The sequence below is a fragment of the Longicatena sp. genome (assembly GCF_982403165.1).
Window position 1 is genome coordinate 23,893 of record NZ_CEVYEL010000012.1, and the last position, 19,569, is coordinate 43,461.

Annotated in this window: 15 protein-coding genes; all 15 read right to left on the reverse strand. The window is 37.8% G+C overall.

Going from position 1 to position 19,569, the window contains the following annotated elements; translation table 11 throughout:
• Positions 1–1,515, reverse strand: coding sequence for an amino acid adenylation domain-containing protein (locus AC1VS3_RS04155; RefSeq protein ID WP_008689812.1), 1,515 nt, complete (start codon positions 1,513–1,515; stop codon positions 1–3).
• Between the two features lie 432 nt (positions 1,516–1,947).
• Positions 1,948–3,477, reverse strand: a complete 1,530-nt coding sequence (locus AC1VS3_RS04160; RefSeq protein WP_008689813.1) for a response regulator transcription factor — start codon at positions 3,475–3,477, stop codon at positions 1,948–1,950.
• Positions 3,477–4,967 (reverse strand): sensor histidine kinase, encoded by a 1,491-nt coding sequence (locus AC1VS3_RS04165; RefSeq protein ID WP_008689814.1) that lies wholly within the window; start codon positions 4,965–4,967, stop codon positions 3,477–3,479. Before AC1VS3_RS04165 ends, AC1VS3_RS04160 begins: the two co-directional genes overlap by 1 nt.
• Positions 4,964–5,902 carry a sugar ABC transporter substrate-binding protein gene (locus tag AC1VS3_RS04170; protein ID WP_008689815.1) on the reverse strand — a complete coding sequence of 313 codons (939 nt, stop codon included), beginning with the start codon at positions 5,900–5,902 and terminating at the stop codon, positions 4,964–4,966. The genes AC1VS3_RS04165 and AC1VS3_RS04170 overlap by 4 nt, the downstream gene beginning before the upstream one ends.
• A 652-nt stretch (positions 5,903–6,554) precedes the next feature.
• Complete coding sequence (gene ptsP, locus AC1VS3_RS04175) at positions 6,555–8,255, reverse strand: phosphoenolpyruvate--protein phosphotransferase (RefSeq protein ID WP_008689816.1); 1,701 nt, start codon at positions 8,253–8,255, stop codon at positions 6,555–6,557.
• 114 nt (positions 8,256–8,369) lie between these two features.
• The gene (locus tag AC1VS3_RS04180) at positions 8,370–8,651 is read right to left on the reverse strand and encodes an MG284/MPN403 family protein (RefSeq protein WP_008689817.1); all 282 of its coding nucleotides are present in this window, start codon (positions 8,649–8,651) and stop codon (positions 8,370–8,372) included.
• Between the two features lie 119 nt (positions 8,652–8,770).
• Positions 8,771–8,962, reverse strand: a complete 192-nt coding sequence (locus AC1VS3_RS04185) for a hypothetical protein (RefSeq protein ID WP_008689819.1) — start codon at positions 8,960–8,962, stop codon at positions 8,771–8,773.
• Positions 8,959–10,341, reverse strand: a complete 1,383-nt coding sequence (locus tag AC1VS3_RS04190; protein ID WP_481275525.1) for an ABC transporter ATP-binding protein — start codon at positions 10,339–10,341, stop codon at positions 8,959–8,961. The genes AC1VS3_RS04185 and AC1VS3_RS04190 overlap by 4 nt, the downstream gene beginning before the upstream one ends.
• Positions 10,341–11,327: an ABC transporter ATP-binding protein gene (locus AC1VS3_RS04195; protein ID WP_008689822.1), complete on the reverse strand. Its 987-nt coding sequence runs from the start codon at positions 11,325–11,327 to the stop codon at positions 10,341–10,343. Before AC1VS3_RS04195 ends, AC1VS3_RS04190 begins: the two co-directional genes overlap by 1 nt.
• 11 nt (positions 11,328–11,338) lie before the next feature.
• Positions 11,339–13,192, reverse strand: coding sequence for an ABC transporter permease subunit (locus tag AC1VS3_RS04200; protein ID WP_481275526.1), 1,854 nt, complete (start codon positions 13,190–13,192; stop codon positions 11,339–11,341).
• Positions 13,193–13,203: 11 nt separating this feature from the next.
• A complete protein-coding gene (locus tag AC1VS3_RS04205; RefSeq protein WP_008689825.1) occupies positions 13,204–14,169 on the reverse strand; it encodes an ABC transporter permease in 966 nt (321 codons plus the stop codon).
• A gap of 97 nt (positions 14,170–14,266) precedes the next feature.
• A complete protein-coding gene (locus tag AC1VS3_RS04210; protein WP_481275527.1) occupies positions 14,267–16,051 on the reverse strand; it encodes an ABC transporter substrate-binding protein in 1,785 nt (594 codons plus the stop codon).
• A gap of 454 nt (positions 16,052–16,505) precedes the next feature.
• Positions 16,506–16,853, reverse strand: a complete 348-nt coding sequence (locus AC1VS3_RS04215; protein ID WP_128125411.1) for a hypothetical protein — start codon at positions 16,851–16,853, stop codon at positions 16,506–16,508.
• 111 nt (positions 16,854–16,964) lie between these two features.
• The gene (locus tag AC1VS3_RS04220; protein ID WP_017144566.1) at positions 16,965–18,377 is read right to left on the reverse strand and encodes a spore germination protein; all 1,413 of its coding nucleotides are present in this window, start codon (positions 18,375–18,377) and stop codon (positions 16,965–16,967) included.
• Positions 18,378–18,561: 184 nt separating this feature from the next.
• The gene (locus tag AC1VS3_RS04225) at positions 18,562–19,563 is read right to left on the reverse strand and encodes an oxidoreductase (protein WP_270373500.1); all 1,002 of its coding nucleotides are present in this window, start codon (positions 19,561–19,563) and stop codon (positions 18,562–18,564) included.
• Positions 19,564–19,569: the final 6 nt, after the last annotated feature.

Here is a 19,569-nt window from a genome sequence, read left to right on the forward strand (position 1 = left end):
TTATCCTCCTGCATACATAGCTTTTAAAGCTTTCCGATCTATTTTCCCATTTGCATTATAAGGCATGCGTTTTATAGGAATAAATTTATTGGGCCACATGTAATTGGGCAGCTTGGCCTTTGCCTGTTCCAAAATTGCTTTTTCCGTTAAATTTTTGCCCTGATAATATAAGATGATCCATTTCGCTTGTGTATCATAGATACACGCACAGGCATCCATCCCCTCTATCGCAAACATAGCGGTTTCAATTTCACCAAGTTCAATGCGATATCCCATATGCTTGATTTGAAAATCCTTACGTGATAAGTACATCAACTCACCGTATTCATTGTATTTCACAATATCACCACTGCGATAAATAAGCTCTGGATAATGAGGCTGCAATGGATTTTGAATAAACACTTCGCTTGTTTTCTCCACTTGATCATAATATCCATTTGCCAAAAAACTTCCTCGTACACAAAGTTCACCGGCTTCATCGCCTTTTGCTTGTGTACCATCTTCTTTTAGCACAATAACATCACAATTGTTACAAGCATTTCCGATTGGCAAAGCTTCATCATCCGCAAAATCACGGTTTACAATATAATACGTACAAATATCGGTAACTTCTGTTGGACCATATAAATTTGCATATAAAGCATCAGGTAAATGTCTGCGCCAGATATTTAAAATCTTTGTTGGCATTACTTCACCTGCAAACAACACCTTTTTTACATCTTTAGGCGGCAATACTTCTAAACCTTTTAAGTTTGCCACGATACCTAAAGCACTCGGCACCCAGTAAATGGTATTGATCTTATTTTGAATCATGCAGTCCAAAAGCTTTGCTGGAAAAGAGAAATAAAGTTTTGGCAGCAAATAAAGACTAGCACCTGATAAAAGGGTTGCATAAATATCAAGCACAGACATACTGAAATAAAACGGTGTCTGATTACCAAAGATCGTTGTTTCATCGATTGCAAAGGTTTCAACAACCCAATGGGCATAGGCAAGGACACTGCGATGTGATACAACTGTTCCTTTCGGAATACCGGTAGAGCCGGAAGTAAACAATACATATGCCGGATCCGTATCAATCATCTTTCTTCGCCTGGATAATAAGTTTGCTTCTTCTATCGCATAGGTCTTGTTTTCTTCATAAAGCAACAAATCTCCTTTAAAATTTAACTTTTCGGCTGTTTTCCATTGCTTATGATCGCTAATAAGCAGGCTTGGCTGCAACGTATTCAGTATACATTCCATACGCTCAACGGGCATCTTTACATCTAAGATCGTATAATAATTTCCACTATATAACACTCCCATCATTGATACGAGAGCCTGAATGCTTTTATCAATCAAAATGACAACAGGCTGATTCTGTGATGGTATTTTTTCTATAATCTTACAAGCAATCGCTTTTGCTTCATTGACAAACGCTTTATATGTAATGCTCTTTTCCGGTTCCATAAGCATTGTTTTATCAGGATAACGAGAACAACTGTTTTCCAGCATCTCAACTATATTCTTCATAACAATTAGCTCCTTTACATAAGAAGGAAACACCCTTCCTGTTCACCTGTATTATAGCATCTAGATGCATTTTTACTTCTTAAGGGTTCTTAATTCTAAATGACATATATGTCACTTTTATCCTTACATTCTCCTACAAAGAAAAAAAGTCATTTTTACTTATGTTAGAATTATCGGTAAATAAAACCTAAAAAAAGTAAGCTAACATGCTTACTAGACAAACACATCATGTAAAAAAGTCATGTTCTGGGAGTAACATGACTTTTTTAAAGAAAAAGGATTCATCTAAGGCTGGCTGGTAACAGCCTTACATTATGGTATTGCAGATAGTATTATTATAGTCTCTTTATCTGCATTTTTATTATAGAATGAAAAAATAGTAAAATTTAGCTATCTTTAGCAATTCTTTGTGTTTAACCCCATACAAAGCTATTATTCCTTGTTCTCAAAGGTATTTTTATATACCTTTGGGGTAACGCCGGTATAATTTTTAAATACTTTAGTGAAATAATTTTGCCCTTGGAATCCTACTTCATAAGCGATTTCTTTTATACGTTTATTTGTTTTCAGTAATTCTTTACTAGCCTCTACACGTCGTTCACTCACCAGTTCCGTAAATGTTTTATTCAAAGAGCTGCTGAGTAATTTGGAAATATAATAAGGTGATACCTGTAATGCATCTGCCATATCACTCAATGTAATTTGTTTACGATAATTACTGTCAATATAACGAATGGCATGACGTACCAGTAAATTCGTATTACGGAATTTCTCCTCAGCAATCAGATCATACAAGCGATGTATTTGCATATGTAAATATAAAGGTACTTCTTGGTGAATACTGCTTGTCACACGCAAAGGTGTAATTTTGACTTTAGTAAAATCAATTTCCGGATATTGTTTTTCACAACTGTTTTTCAAAGACGTAATTAATTCAGATACATCTTTATACAATTGTTCTTTTTCCTCCTGAATCAGTTGAAGACTTAATTGATTCAAATGTTTTTTTAAAGATTCTTCATCCATCTTCTGAAATGCTTTCATGAATACTTCTACCTGTGTAGCAATATTTACCGCATTTTCTTCACTGCTTTTTTCATCTTCCATCAATAGCTTCAAAGCTGGCTGTGCCTGAGCACTTAATCGATCTCTCGCCAAATCAAAGGAATGATGAAATTTTATTAATTCACAAACAATAGGACCAATACCAATTACGACATCTTTATATTCACTACGCAAACCATCGATATATCCTGCCAGCTGTCGGACTTCCTGTTGGTCAATCGGACGCTCAAAAAGGATAAAGAAAATTTGCAGTCCATGAAACAATTCTTTGATACAGCGATATCCCTGCTTTTTAAAGTTTTCACAAATGGTATCCATGGCTGTGGTATGAAAAGCACATGTCAAACTCTGCATGATCATACAAAAACCACTACAGATATGGGGACTTAATAGTCGTAAAGAACGTTTTAATTCTAATTCGTTCTCATTTGAGATGATCGCATACAAACATTCATTTTCAACTACCGGAGTAATTTTTTCAATCTTCTCCAATAATTCATCATGCTGTTGCTGCTCTTTACGTTTTTCTCGATGCTGGTGTATCAATCTATCTACGACTTCTTTCAAATGTTCTATGTTGTATGGCTTTAAAATAAAATCACTCACACCTAGGCGAATGGCCTCTTGTGCATATTCAAAATAGTTATAACTGGATAATACAAGGAAGGAAGTGTCTTGTTGCTGTTGTTTGATTCGCCGTATGACCTCTAAGCCATTGATTCCCGGTATATTGATATCGGCTAAGACAATTTCCGGCTTTTCACGTTCAAAAACATCCAGTGCTTCTTTCCCGTTTTTCGCCATATACAATCCTTTTAAAGTAAAGTTATCGTGTAAGATTTTATAAAGTGTCTCGCGTTCAATTTGCTCATCCTCGATTATTAAAATTTTATACATCAGGAACGCCTCCTTAGATCAATCTTAATATTAATCTCAAAGCCACAGTTTTCCAGACTATTGATGATAATGCTTACTTCATCACCATAAAATTTCTTCAAGCGGCTGGTAACATTGTATAAGCCCAGATGCACACGATCATCGCTTCCTTTGGCATAATCATTTAAAATTAATTTTTCCAATTCATCTGAGGCCATACCAACACCATTATCACTTACACTGATGATTACATGATCGTTTTGCTGCGTAACCTCAATCATGACCTCACCATCTTCCGTAACATCCTGTAAACCATGGAGAACTGCATTTTCAACAAGCGGCTGTAAGATCATGCCTGGCATGCGTATATCAGGAAGATCCTCTTCTGCCTCGACAATAAAGCGAATGCGTTCTCCATAACGTTTCGCCTGAATATAATTATAGTTTTCAATAGCCGCTAATTCTTTTTTCAAACTGCTGATGCGGCTTGTATTATCCAAAGCATAACGCAACAGACGGCTGGTGCGTTCCATCAGTTCACTTGTTTCATATGCACCTTCACTGTAAGCCTTTTTATAAATCATATTCAAGGTATTAAATAAGAAATGGGGATTAATTTGATTTTGCAATACCCGCAATTCGCTTTGCGCAAGCAGTTCATCTTTTTTCAAATTTTCGTTTTGCTGCTCCAATACACGTTTCTCTAGATCGGATTTATCATTCGCATATTGAATATTTTTTTGTATACTTCTTGAAAGGTCCTCCAACGCCAAACAAAGCACATTCATTTCTTTGTTTACATTGGAAATTTTTGATAAGTCGTATTCACCCATTTTAATGCGATTCATATTATTCATGATTTTCTCAATCGGATCTGTCATCGAACGAATCATCGTAATGGAAAAATAAGCAAGCCAGGTAATCACAAACAGAATAAAGAATAAAGATACTAGATGCAGCGTTCGCTGATTATCATTTACCGCAATTTTCTGCAGCTGCATATCTTCGGTTACGATATCATAATATTCTCCACTTGTCTTTGCTATCAGCTCATATTCATGTATTAACTTCTGATACTTCTGATTAAAGTCTTCTTCTTGCTGTAGATTACTGGCAATGACCAATTCAGCATCGATATAATACTTATCAATCATATTCTGCAAGAGTTCAAAACGCCATTTTCGCTCATTCCCTTTTAGGCTCAGCATGATCTTATCTATGTTTTTTCCGGATGCATTATAAGAATCACGAAAAGCTTTATAATTTGCATCACTGGGCTGATATAAATAGACCTGAAAATTATCATTCATTTCCTTCACATGAAAATAAAAGCCATTTAAATCATTGTAGCTCACATAGGTATCATTAAACTTATCGATAATTCGTATATTCAGCATGACATATGTCGAACAAACAAAGGCTACAATGACGATTAACATGAGATTGTAATTAAAAATCTTATCGCTGAAGCTTTCCAGCTGATCATTATGACGCAACCACCGTTTCATCATTCCTTCAGCTCCTTTTCATATGTTTTTAGATTTCCTTTATTAAGCAATAGAATTTGCGCTGGCTGAAGCTCTTTCACCGGTTCTTTTCCATTTCTTACATACTCATATAACATCTCCACGGAATCATATCCGTAACGATAAAAAGATGTAACTATGCTTCCGGCAATTTTACCTTCTTTGATCATCTTTACCGTATCATCCATATCATCAACACCATAGATCAGCAGATCATCTTGCATATTCAGATATTCACGCGCCATCACACAGCCAATCGCACTTTCACCGGCAAAATTTAGCGTGATATTTAAATTTTTTTCTTTTTGCAAAACGCTGATCCATTCATTACGTGAACGGGATTGATCTGACTTAGATTCACTGATTGCAACAATTTCAAAACCGCCCGGATGTTTTTTAAATACCGTACGGACGGATTCAATCTGCTGTTTGGCCAAATCGAAATCTTGTTCCGATACCTGAATTCCTATGCGCAGATGTTCATTCTTTCCTATCCGTTTTTCAATATCCGTCAAAAGCATCTGTGCCTGTTGTTCAAAATCCTTACAAATAGTTGCAAGGGGCTTTGCGTCTTCTACCGGTGAATCAACAAGAACGATCGGTACATTTTGCTCCATTGATTCCATGATATATGTTTTCTTGATAACTCCCTGTGTAATAATACCATCTGCTTTTTTCAAAATTGCTGTCTGAATTACATCCTCCATTTGTTCTGTTGAAATTTTGATTGGTCCTTGCCAATCACATTGTATATGATGTAGATCACAAGCATCCTGCATACCGCTTTTTGCCTGCAGCCATAGGGTATGTGTAGATAATGGTGTTGCAAACACAAAATATAATGGTTTTTCTGTTTCCTTCTTCGTTGTTTGACATCCGCACAAAAGCATGAGCGATGCCGCTAGTACTGCTTTTTTCATATGTAATCCCTTTCCTCTTTTCATTATTTTAACATAGTTAAGCATAAAAAAAAATGATTCTTGAAAGGGATTGTAAGAATCATTTCTTTCCACCACATGTCGCTAAAATCAAGGTCCTCACACCATGATTCCTCATCTTTTTCCTTGAACTGACTCATGTCATAGGGTTTTCTTAAGAAAAGATGTGCATACAGATGATGCTGTACTGCGGGGTTGCTATCCGCTAATTACAAAATAATTATATCTTACGAAATAAGAAATATCTTGTCATTTTTAGCAAATTATTGTCGTAAGCGCTACAATCAGATTCTCACATCTCACATATTTTTTTAATTTTGCTAATTTCAATGCCAAAAGAGCTATGCGCTACATTTAATCTAATACAATAAGAGGTACGACACCTTCTTTTTATTGATGATTCCAACGTCCTACTTTTTAACTTACCTACTCATTAGCATACAATTTGTATCCTATTAAGCATGCGATCTCTTATCTATTTCAACATACTTCCCACACAACGATTAGCGATCCTCTTAGAATCCCTTATATTGTATTCCTAATAAAGCAAAAAAGGATATCTTTGCGTGATATTACCCTTCAAAAGTTAGACTCACTTTAGGAGGTCACTACAATAAGATACCCTTTTCAATGATTAATCCACTGCTTTTTTAACTAAATCAAGTACTTCTTCAGCAGTAGCAAGTTTTAATGCTTCATCAGCAAGTTTTGCTGCTTCATCTTTGCTTAAACCGTTTACCATCTTACGTGCTTTCAGAATTTGTGTAGCAGACATTGAGAATTCATCCAATCCCATACCTAACAGCAAAGGTACAGCATATGGTTCTCCAGCCATTGCGCCACACATACCAGCCCATTTGCCTTCTTTATGTGCACCATCAATCGTCATCTTGATTAAACGCAATACAGATGGATTGTATGGCTGATATAAGTAAGATACATGCTCGCTCATACGATCTGCGGCCATTGAATACTGAATCAAATCGTTTGTACCAATAGAGAAGAAGTCTGCATGTTTAGCAAAGTTATCCGCATTAACAGCTGCAGCAGGAATTTCCACCATCATACCAACTTCGATATTATCGGCAACCTTTACACCTTCGGCAATCAATTTTGCCTTTTCTTCTTCATAAATAGCTTTTGCGTCACAGAATTCTTTTACGGTTGCAATCATCGGGAACATGATGCATAATCTACCATAAACACTAGCACGAATCAAGGCACGCAACTGTGTACGGAAGATATCTGTACGATCCAGACACAGACGAATTGCACGATAGCCTAAGAATGGATTCATTTCTTCTGGGAATTCAAAGTATGATAATTTCTTATCTCCACCGATATCTAAGGTACGAACAACGACACGGCGTCCTTGCATACCTTCTAATACAGCCTTATATGCTTCAAACTGCTCTTCTTCTGTTGGGAAGTGATCGTTGTCCATATATAAGAATTCCGTACGGAATAAGCCTACGCCTTCACCACCGTTTTTCAATACACCTTCAACATCTTTAAAACCACCGATATTACCAGCTAATTCAACTTTATGTCCATCTGTTGTGACAGATTCCGCATTCACTAAAACTTTTAATGCTTCTTTTTCTTCAGCATAAGCCTTTGCTTTTGCTTCATATTTCTTAATTGTTTCTTCATCAGGATTTACAAATACTTCGCCATCTAAAGCATCCAAGATTAATGTATCCCCATGTTCAACAGCGCTCAGGATATCTCCACATCCTACAACTGCTGGTATTTCTAAAGAGTTTGCCATGATGGCAGAATGACTTGTTTTACCACCAATACTAGTCGCAAAGCCTTTTACAAATGTATTCAGCTGTGCCGTATCTGATGGTGTTAAATCATAAGCAACAATAATAGAATCTTCACTGATGCTTGATAAATCAGGAATTGTCAGTCCCAGCAGGTTACATTTCAAACGATACGTAACATCCTTGATATCCGCAGCTCTTTCACGGAAATAATCATTATCCATAGACTCAAACATAGCTACCATCTGGTTGGCAACCGTATCAGCAGCATATTCTGCATTTACTTTATCATTTTCGATCATGCCGACAATCTGTGATGCGAATTCAGGGTCACCAGCCATCATCAGATGAGCATCAAATACAGCCAATTCTTCTTCTGACAGACGTGCTGCTGCTCTTTCTTTTACACCCTCGATATCTGTTTTTGTCTTTTCGAGTGCTGCATTGAATTTTTCAACTTCAATTGCAGGATCTCCTTCTTTTTTAACGATCTCAACTTTTGGAGATTCCAATTTGTATGCTTTTGCGATGGAAACTCCCGCTGATGCTGCAATACCTTTTAACATAAGTACATCCTCCTCTTACTCTTGCAACTTATAAAAAAAGTGTTTTATATTGATAGAAACGTGGTTTTCTAAACGCTTCCATATCTCTATCTCTATATTAAATAATAACATTTTTTAAGCCGTTAAGCAACGAAAGAATGCATGTAAAGCCATGTTTTTCTTCTTATCAAACATCTCTTTCTCATAGTTGATACACCACCAATTTTGATCTGCCGGTAAAAAATACTCATTCATCATCAATATACACTCCTCCCTTTTCAGCTTAAGCAGTGCCTGATTAATTATTTCATGCAGTTCATATAGCCTTTCAATGTCTTTGCAAGTGCGTAAATAATCACGGCGATATAATTGTGCCAGATAATTTGCTTTTGCATGCAATTGACTCATAGATTCCATGTGTCATCACTTCCCTCTACTTATCTATACGACACAAAGAGTCTAAAAACGTAATTTTTCTTCCTTTTTTATCAATTTGCCTAAAAAAAGATGTCCTGCTTTCACAAGACATCCGTATATCAACGAAGGAAAATCAGCCAGAGCACAAAATAAATAATGGCACAGGCAATCAGAATAGGAGGTAAAAACGTGATAAATGCCGCAATTACCATTGCCAACATATCATGTTTTTCCAGATCCACATCCTTTAATTTATCTTCATCAACTTTATTTAAACGATTTTTTATTTCGCGTGCCTTTTTGAGAATCACTTTTTAAGACTCCTTAAATGACATGCGACAAAGTGTTCAGGCTCAATTTCCACCCATTCCGGACGTTCACATTTACACTTCTCCATAGCATATTTACAACGTGTATGGAATTTACATCCTTTTGGAGGATTTACCGGACTAGGAATATCTCCTTCCAAAATCTGTAATTCTTTGTTATGGATATCGGTTGTCGGAATAGCATTTAATAAAGCTTCGGTATATGGATGTAATGGGTTGCGGAAGATATCTTCTGATCTAGCGCTTTCCACCATGTTACCTAAATACATAACACCGATACGATCGGAAATATACTTCACGACACTTAAGTCATGAGAAATAAACAAATACGTCAGATTCTGTGTTTCTTTCAATTCCTGCAACAGGTTTAATACCTGTGATTGAATAGAAACATCCAGTGCGGAAACCGCTTCATCACAGACAACGAATTTAGGATTCAAGGCTAATGCACGGGCAATGCCGATACGCTGACGCTGTCCACCAGAGAACTGATGTGGATAACGATGGATGAAATAAGCCTCCAGACCACATTTATCCATAACCTCGATAATGTAATCTTCTAACTCTTTACTTCCTTTTTTAAATTTCTTTTGTCCAACTAATGGTTCCGAAATAATCTGTCCGACAGTTAAACGAGGATTCAAAGAAGAATATGGATCCTGGAAAATAATCTGAAGATCCTCACGTAAGATGCGCATTTCTTCTTTTGTCAATCTTGGTAATTCAATACCATGTTCCCACATCGCATCAATCTTAGCAAAGTTCTCGTTTGAGCGATAGCTGTCTTTCATCTGTTCAATGGATTTTAAGATGGCATCATGCTTCGCTTCTGCTGCTTTAAGTTCTTCTGCACTGGCATTTTTCTTTTCCAGCTGTGCAACATTACAGCCGGCCTTATATTCTTCCAATAATAGTTTGGATACTTCACTATAATTGTCAGAGAAAACCAGACCACCACATAAACGATATAAATGGCGCATTGCGTCATCATAAGCATCAACAGATGTATGATTTGGATCTTCGTTATTGATTTTGCTTTCTAAATGCTTCGCTTTTTCATGTAATTTGGCCAAGTCATTTAAATCTTTTTCATAATACTTTGGCTGATATTCATATACCGTACGTCCAAAGTATACCGTATCACCGCGTGTCTGATCATATAATTGCAACAAGACACGTCCTAAGGTTGACTTACCACAGCCGGATTCACCAACTAGTCCATAAGTTTCGCCTTCATGGATCGTAATGGTGATACCGTCATTTGCCTTTACATACAGCTGTTCTTTCTGTAATAAAGATTCTTTCTTGACAGGAAAATACTGTCGCAGATTTGCTATCTCAATCAGTTTTTTCTTTTCCATTACTTGTTACCTCCTCTTTTGACAGGGAAGAAACAACGAATCTGATGATTAGGTCCGATTTCCTTCAACTCAGGTTCTTCGTTTCGACATTTCTCTGTGGCATATTTGCATCGAGGAGCAAATTTACATCCTTGTGGCAATGCTAACGGATGCGGCACAGAACCAGGGATAACATCCAGTTTTTCACCACGCTTGGTATTCAAACGCGGAATGGATGTCAGCAGTCCTTCTGTATATGGATGGATATATTCGCTATCCATAAAGATATTGTCAACAGGTGCAGTTTCAACGACCTGACCACAATACATAACGGCAACATCATCTGCCATCTGATTGATAACTCCAAGATCGTGCGTGATAAACATGATTGCTGTACCTGTTTCAGCTTTTAGTTCATTCATCAGTTTTAAGATCTGCGCCTGAATCGTAACATCCAGTGCAGTTGTCGGTTCATCGGCAATTAACAGTTTTGGCTTACAAGCAAGTGCCATGGCAATCATGACACGCTGGCGCATACCACCGGATAATTGGAATGGATAGGATTTGTTGACAGTTTCCGGATTGGCGATTTTTACTTGTTTCAGCATTTCGATACTGCGTGCTTCTGCTTCCTTCTTATTTAAGCCCTGATGCAACATCAGAACTTCACTAATCTGACGATTAACAGTAAATACCGGGTTCAGAGACGTCATTGGCTCTTGGAAGATAACAGAGATATCGTTACCACGAATTTTCTGCATTTCCTTTTCACTAAGCTCAGAAATGACTTTACCCTCGAACTTGATTTCACCTTCATATATTTTCTGATTATTTTCAAATAATTTCAAGATACTCATTGCTGTCTGACTTTTACCACTGCCAGACTCACCTACTACACCAAGTGTACGACCTTCTTCAATCGACAGGCTAACACCGTTGACTGCCTTAATCAGACCTTTTTTGGTATCAAAATAGGTGTGCAGATTATTAATTTCCAGTAATTTCATGTTCTTCACCCCTACTTCTCATTCTCTTTTGGATCTAAGGCTTCACGTAATGCATCACCGACCAGGTTAACACCCAATGCGGCAATCACGACGCAGACAGCAGGTGTGATCCATTGCCACCAATAGTTCTCGATAACGATTGCTCGCTGCGCTCCATTTAACATGTTACCCCACGACGGCATCGGTTCTTGAACACCAAAGCCCAGGAAGGATAATGCAGCCTCCATCAGCATCTTATCGGCATAACTTAAGGTCATATTTACGATACAGATATTCATAACGTTTGGTAAGATATGACGAACAATGATAGAGCCTTCTTTAATACCCAAAGCACGCGCAGCAAGTACGAAGTCCTTTTCACGTTCGATCAAGATCTGTGCACGTACTAATCGTGCCATACCTGGCCAGGAGATAACACCCAAGATAATCATAATCAGATACATTTTCTGATCTGTTGATAAATCATTTCCAAGTGATGCCGATAAGGTGATAACCAAAGGCATAAATGGAACAGAACTTACGATTTCCGTAAAACGCATCAGCAGATTATCAACCTTGCCGCCTTTAAATCCGGAAATCATACCGATCAATAAACCAAGAACGGTTTCAATGATAACTGCGATGATACCAACAACTAAGGTAACACGACCACCATGCATTAAACGTGTGAAATAATCACGACCTTGAGCGTCTGTACCTAATACATAACCATCATTTCCCCATGCGTGGATTTCATTGTTGTTATCCACAGCATAATTTTGGAAATAACCACTGAAAACCTGCTTGATATTCGTTGCACTGCTAGGTACACTGATATCATTTAAGTCATCATTTCCCCATGCATACACTTTACCACTTTCACTAACAGCAAATAACGCATTACGGCTTCCGGATACATCAACGACTTTTTCATTGATTGCCGGCACACCATCACGCATATTATCGCCATTTGCACCCCATACATGGATCTTGCCTTGGTCATCAAGCGCAATACCGTTTGCATAAGACATTTTTGCTTTTACGATTTTAATGCTGCCATCTGTTAATTCTTTTGGCACATCTGAGAATTCATTACCGGAAACACCCATGGTTGCGATGGTTCCATCTTTTAATAAAAGAACCATATTGTAGCTGTTTGCATCAACAGCCGCAACTCTTCCTTGAATTTCGGAAGGTACATAATCCATGTTGTTTGCGCCGGTTGCACCTAAAATAATTACATTTCCTTTATCCGTAACAAGTGCTGTATATTTATCACTTGCCGATACATCAATAACCTTTTCATCGCTTTTCAGCTGGGCTTTGGCTTCATAAGTCAATTCTGCCTGATGGAAGTCGTTCTTACCCCAACCGATAACTTCACCGCTGTCTGTCAATGCCACCACATGACGGTCACCAGCAGCAATTTTTACTACATTCGTTCCTAAATTGCTTGGAACTTCTGTAGCTCCATCGGTATCTTTACCCCAGGCATATACTTTTCCATCATCAGTTAAGGCAACTGAGAATGTAATACCTGAACTGATTTGTACAATCTTCTTTCCTTCTAATTCTGAAGGGAAATCCAAATAACCAGTACCCGGTCCGATATTTTGCAGGATAGGTTCCTGATAAACCGGATCCATTTGACGGAACATACCGCCAATATAAGCAAAACTGAAAATACCAATGAATAAGATCAAACCAATAATGGTAAACTTATTATGTATGAAGTTGGAGAAAATGACCTTAGAAGGTGATTTGATTTCTTCCTCTTCAAATACATTTAATTCTTTTTTCTTTCCACCAAAGGAGAACAGACGTTTGAACATTCTGCCAAAGGAAGAAAAGATTGATTGCTTTTGCTTGTTGTCTTTCTTTTCCATCTGTTATCCTCCTAATCTAACTTCACACGTGGATCTACTAAAGCATACGTGATATCCGCAATAAAATTGGAAATCAAGTAAATGACTACGTAGAACAGGTTCATGGATACAACCAGCCACAAGTCACGTTTTTGCAGACCCTTCAACAAGATGAAACCTAAACCATTCCATTGGAATACGGTTTCTGTAATCATGGAACCACTAAACAGCATACCGATCTGTGTGATAACAATGGTTACAACAGGAATCAACGCATTGCGGAAAGCATGAGAATATACGATAACTTTCTGGCTTAAACCTTTTGAACGTGCTGTTCGGATGAAATCCTGACTCAATACTTCCAGCATTGCATTACGCACATAACGCATCGTACCGGCTAACTGGATGACGGTCAGGGTCGTAACAGGCAAGATCAGATGCCTGAACCAGGAAGTAATATAGGCTCCTGTAGATAAGCCTTGCTCTGGCATACCAAAAGAAGGCAGCCAGCCTAATTTGAAGGCGAAAATGAAAATAAGACATAAACCGACGAAGAATGTTGGTACACTCATACCGATTAATGAGAATACCTGCCAGAATTGATCGAAGAACGATCCTTTCTTTACGGCAGAGCGGATACCTACCAAAATAGAGATTCCTAATGAAAAAATCAAAACAAAGAAGTTTAGGAATACGGTATTCTTTAATGGTTCTGCAACTACGTTTTTCACTTCTGTTTGATATGTAGAGGATACACCTAAGTCACCATGTGCCAGGTTACCCATCCATTTTACATACTGTGTTACAACATCTTGGTCAAGTCCAAGACTCTTTCTTGCTGCTTCTACTCGTGCGTCATATGTTTCCGGTCGTCCACCTTGTACCATTAACTTCGCAGGGTCTCCAGGCATCAGCTTTGTTAAACCAAACAGCATGATGGAGATAATAAAGACCACCGGGATCAATGACAAGATACGCTTAACTGTATATCTAAGCATTGTAATTCTCCTCTCATTTATAAACACTAAGAAAGAAGATAGCTTTTTGGAGCCATCTTCTCCCTCGTGTGTTTCGATATTACTTCAGACGTACTGCTTACTCAATTGAGAAATTGCAGATACTGTTTGCCCAGTCACGGAATGGAGTAGTCTTGAATCCTTTTACCTTGCTGGCAGCGAAGTCATAGTAATCGTTCGTGTAAGTTGGAATTGTTGGCAATAAGTAGTTCCAACGTTTCTGATATGCTTTCCAGTTTTCTGAAAATTCTTTTTCATCTTTAGATGCTTTCAAGTTTTCAATAGCCTTGTTCAATTCAGCATCATTTAAACCATAAGGGTTGAAGTTTGCTACTTTTTCATATTTACCATGGTAGTCAGCTTCTGGATCTGGTACTTCGTTGAAGCCAGATGCCATGTTATATACGTTGTATTTAACTTCAGCTTTTTGTTTCTGGTAATAGATGTTCAGCATTGTTTCAAAGTCTTTAACTGTAATTTCATATTTGATACCAACCTGAGGAGCGTTCTTTGTCAGCTGCAGTTTGATATTGTCAGTAATGGTATTCTTTTCAGAACCTAAGTGTGAAATCAACAGAACTTCACCTTTGCTGTTGTAACGCAGGTAATCTTTGCTAGCTTTCTTAGCATCGAATGGAGTTTTTCCATCTTTTTCATACTTATAATCAGATTTGTCTAATGCTTTGTTAGCGTTAGCAATTGAGAAAGAATATGTGTTCAGGTTCTTGTCAACCCATTCTTTGTTGTCAATATAAACTTTCTGAGCTGCACCGTAGTCAGAGTAGCATGGTTTACCATAAGCACCCATAGCTGCCTGAGCGATCTTGTTTGTATCTACGATGTAAGCTAAAGCCTGACGTACGTTAACGTCTTTTGTAGCTCCATAGTAGCAAGATATTGGCATGTTACCATAACCATTACGTGGGTAACTAGAGATTGTGAATTTATCTCCTTGTGCTTTTACTTTATCGATTTTTTCAGCTTCGACTGCACCGGCAACGATGTCAACTTCTCCAGCAACCAGAGTATCTACATCCTTGTCCATGTCAATTGCTTTAACGGTAATCTTTTCAATGCTTGGTTTTTTACCTTCCCAGTTTCCAGCATACTCTTTATTCAGAGTTAACTGTACCTGCTGGTTCTTGAAGCCTTCAAATTTGTAAGGCCCGCAAGTTACGGTAGGGTTCTTTAAGAAAGTATTCTTTACATAATCAGCGATAGCTGCCTGATCTTTCTTAGCGATCTTAGCACCTTTGTCATCACTAGTGATCTTCACATCTTTAGCAACAACGTGAGCTGGTAATGGGTAACTCCACAAGAAGTTCTTTTCCCAGTAGTAAGGTAAGTTCTTAGCAGCGATTGTGATTGAGAAGGAATGATCATCAATCATCTTAACGCCTGAGAATGTTTCTGTTTTTCCTGCACTGAATGCGTCGTAACCTTCGATTTCGTATCCTGTTGGGTTACCATTTGCATCGATCCAAGATTTTGATGCACGCATCAAGTAAGTCATTACATAGTCATTTGCTGTAACAGGTTTTCCATCATTCCATTTCAAACCATCGTTCAGTGTAACTGTGAATGTTTTAGAACCGTCTTTGTTGTTCTTAACTGCAGGTTCACCTTTCAGTGTTACCTTCGTTTCCCATTTAATGTTTCCATCGTTGTCAACAATAACTGGGTTGTATCCATGAATTAAGTCACGGATGGATTTGTCATAAGAGTTATTTCCAAAACCTTCGATGAATTCACCGTTCATTTTGTCCTGTCCTACGACAAGTTTGTTTTCTGCCTTGCTGCTGCCACAACCAGCAAGTGAAACCGTCATTAACGCTGCGACTGCAAGAGTTAATAGCTTTTTCATATTTTTCCCTCCTATCATTCCTGATAATGACCATATTATACTCTAAAAGAATTGAAAATACAATATTTTTTCGGTCATTTTCACACAAATTGAGTGAAATTTTTTACAATTGTGTGTAACATGTTTACATTTTTGTGAAAATTACCATATGACACCGCAATGCAATTCATCATTTTCAAACATTTGTGGAAATGTGTACACCAATAATAAACAGCGCTTACGCACCTATAAATTCCATGTTTTAAAAAAAAGAGAAGTTACTTACCATCGTAAGCACTTTCTCCTACTTGTTCATTCGGTTGTAAACATATTGACTTGCCATACGGGCTAGGATATGTAGAATCCAAGCAATCATTTGGTAAGCGATACCATCAATTCTTCATGCTTTGTATTCCTTATATACATAACTTTTATTAGAATACGTGCCATCAAGTTTATATAAATCTTCTTCGTCTTATTTTTCAATGGATTTCATATATAGAAAAATACTTACTGCATTCATCACGAGATCGTTTAGGACAAGATATCCCGCTAAGGCTAAATTTTTAAATGCCAAAATGGTATAGCCTGCAAGGATGCCGATATTCAAAAATGTCAACATCTTTTGTTCTTCTTTGGTACTGGACATCATCATACGGCCAAATTCCATGACATGATAGTGTTTTAAAAGATAGCTGTCCATAAAAAGCAGTAACATCCAAAAAAATAGCTTATCCGGAGTATACGTATAAAGGAACAGTGGCATGCAGATAAGCTGTACGACACAGACCTTGATGGCTTCTTTCATGGCATTATGTTTCATTAAGATCCCTTTCCTTCCTTACTATTATAACAGAAATTTCCATATGCGTCTGAGCGATCTGTTAATGGATCAGAAAAGGGAAGAAGCTATGACATTGCATTTCAGAGATCATTAGGAACGATTGCTACTTTTGCCACGCAGTTTTTTACGTGCAAAAATCATTTTAAAATCATGGGCATGGAAGGGAAATAAGGGATAAAAATAAGAGGTATGCGTAATCGTTTTATTAGATGCTAAAATAAAAGCCATAATGGCTAGCCCGATCCATAGTCCAAAACGTGGCAGAAGGGCAATGATGATAAGCATCATCATTCGCATAAACTTAATGGCATATCCTAATTCATAACTAGGCTGAGTGAAGTTTGCTAATGCCACAAATGCCATATATAAAATTATTTCCGGAGCTAACCATCCGGCATTGACCGCAAAATCGCCAAGGATCAATGCCCCTATGATACTAAAGGAGGAATTTAAGGAGCTTGGGGTATTTAAGCTAGCAAGCTTTAAAGCATCTATTCCTAATTCTAGCATTAACAACTGTAAGATAATAGGAAGATTCATATTATCCTGAATTAAAGCGAATTGAAACCAATCCGGAGCGAAATCCGGATTGCAGTTAAGATAATACCAGATTGGTGTCACAAACAAAGTTAAGAAAAAGACCATGATTCGAATAAGACGTAAATAGCTTCCGGTAATCGGAGGAAGATAATAATCCTGAGCTTCCTGCACAAAATCAAAAAAAGTCGTTGGTAAAATGAGTACCGAAGGTGAATTATCAATCATAACGATGACCTTTCCTTCTAGGACATTACTGGCTGCAGCATCCGGACGTTCACTATAGCGAACCTTAGGGAAAGGATTTAACCATTTATGTGGGACAAGTGCTTCGGCAATGCTTTCCTGTGCCATGGTTAACGCTTCTACTTGTATCTGCGATAACTTATGGCGAATATCCTGCACCAATGCATCATCTGCCAACCCTTCCATATAACATAAGACAATATCCGTTTTACTGATAGAACCGACACTGTGATATTCCATATGTAAGCGTGTGTCACGGATACGGCGGCGAATTAAGGCTGTATTAAAGACCAACGTTTCCACAAAGCCATCACGGCTGCCGCGTAAGACTCGATCATCTTCGGGCTCAGCCATACTGCGGGTAGGATATGTTCTGGCATCAATCACAATGCCTTCTTCATAGCCATCAACGATCATTAATACCGAACCGCTTAATACCGCTGTAATCTGTTTCTCTTCCTCCGCAACCACATCGGTTTCTAAATAGGAGACAAAACGATCACAAAATACATAAACACTTTCCTGTTGTACCGTTGTTTTCATATCTGCCTTTAATAAGAATTCCATCATTTTCTCTAATACTTCATCTTTAACAAAACCATCAACAAAATATAATGTCATATGAACATCCTGCACTTGCAAAGTTTTCGCAACAATATCAAAATTTTCCTGCAAACGCAGTTTCTCATTCAGTTGTTTACATCGATCTGTATACTTCATAATATCACCTGTTGTTAAGATGCACGGATTTCCTTTTTTTATACCCATGACTGCTAACAAGGTTTTAAAAATAACTGACCATTCTCTCAAGAAGATCACATAGGTTTCTTAAACCTATTTTCCTTTTCCACAATGATCCTATCTTTCTATCTGTTTCTGCTTTTTGAACAAAAAAAACATGATGTTATTCACCATGTTTATGTATGCCGCGATACAGACATTCGCCTATGTTTTCTTCTGTCAATAGACCGAAAGCATCTTGCCAAGATAATAGAAAATAAGGATCGCGCAGCAATTTTCTTCCTAATAATACATAATCACAATCTTCCTGTGTCAGAATGGTTTCAATTTCTTCTTCCTTTGTGATTAGGCCAACGCCCATTACCGGCAAAGAAGTCATTTGTTTGATAGCTCGTGCATATGGAATCTGATACATCGGATAGGTCTGTATCGGATGTTTGTTTAATCCTCCGCTGGATACAGAAATTGCGGCAGCACCACAACTTTCTATAGCTTCCACAATATCTTTCATATCGGCTATATGCAAGCCATCTTCTTCATACTCTTCTGCTGATATACGAACGATGACATCTTTTTCAAATGTAGAGCGTACACCGGTGATGATTTCCTTTAACAACAAGGTTCTATCCTCACCATAAAGATCCGTTCGCTGATTGGTAAGCGGTGATAAAAATTGATTGATCAGATAACCATGTGCCGCATGAATTTCCACAAAGTCATAGCCAAGCTCTTTTGCCCATTTACCAGCAAATTCAAAATTAACAACAATGCGATGAATTTCTTCTGCTGTCAACGCATGTACATCTGCATTATCCATGGCGGATACCTTATGGGCTGCACATTTACTTTTCATACCGGCATGATTCAGTTGAATTCCTAATTTCACCCCATAATCATGTACGACTTCAACGATATCCTTTAATGGTTCTCGCTGTCGCGGCGTGAAGATTCCTAAACAAGCGTCACTGATATAGCCTTCTGCTGCGATGGCCGTTGCCTCTTGTACGATAAAGGCAGGGCGTCCTTTCGCTAGTGTTTCATAATGAGCTATATGGTGCAAATTGGCTATGCCATCGCCCTTTGCCATATACGTACACATCGCCGGAATACCTATGCGGTTGTTTAATTCCATACGACCAAGCAATGATGTTTCAAATGGTTTCATATGAAG

Coding starts and splice junctions, on each gene's coding strand:
- AC1VS3_RS04155 (WP_008689812.1), bottom strand. CDS start 1,515: ATGAAGAATATAGTTGAGATGCTGGAAAACAGTTGTTCTCGTTATCCT.
- AC1VS3_RS04160 (WP_008689813.1), bottom strand. CDS start 3,477: ATGTATAAAATTTTAATAATCGAGGATGAGCAAATTGAACGCGAGACA.
- AC1VS3_RS04165 (WP_008689814.1), bottom strand. CDS start 4,967: ATGATGAAACGGTGGTTGCGTCATAATGATCAGCTGGAAAGCTTCAGC.
- AC1VS3_RS04170 (WP_008689815.1), bottom strand. CDS start 5,902: ATGAAAAAAGCAGTACTAGCGGCATCGCTCATGCTTTTGTGCGGATGT.
- ptsP (WP_008689816.1), bottom strand. CDS start 8,255: ATGTTAAAAGGTATTGCAGCATCAGCGGGAGTTTCCATCGCAAAAGCA.
- AC1VS3_RS04180 (WP_008689817.1), bottom strand. CDS start 8,651: ATGGAATCTATGAGTCAATTGCATGCAAAAGCAAATTATCTGGCACAA.
- AC1VS3_RS04190 (WP_481275525.1), bottom strand. CDS start 10,341: ATGGAAAAGAAAAAACTGATTGAGATAGCAAATCTGCGACAGTATTTT.
- AC1VS3_RS04195 (WP_008689822.1), bottom strand. CDS start 11,327: ATGAAATTACTGGAAATTAATAATCTGCACACCTATTTTGATACCAAA.
- AC1VS3_RS04200 (WP_481275526.1), bottom strand. CDS start 13,192: ATGGAAAAGAAAGACAACAAGCAAAAGCAATCAATCTTTTCTTCCTTT.
- AC1VS3_RS04205 (WP_008689825.1), bottom strand. CDS start 14,169: ATGCTTAGATATACAGTTAAGCGTATCTTGTCATTGATCCCGGTGGTC.
- AC1VS3_RS04210 (WP_481275527.1), bottom strand. CDS start 16,051: ATGAAAAAGCTATTAACTCTTGCAGTCGCAGCGTTAATGACGGTTTCA.
- AC1VS3_RS04215 (WP_128125411.1), bottom strand. CDS start 16,853: ATGAAACATAATGCCATGAAAGAAGCCATCAAGGTCTGTGTCGTACAG.
- AC1VS3_RS04220 (WP_017144566.1), bottom strand. CDS start 18,377: ATGAAGTATACAGATCGATGTAAACAACTGAATGAGAAACTGCGTTTG.
- AC1VS3_RS04225 (WP_270373500.1), bottom strand. CDS start 19,563: ATGAAACCATTTGAAACATCATTGCTTGGTCGTATGGAATTAAACAAC.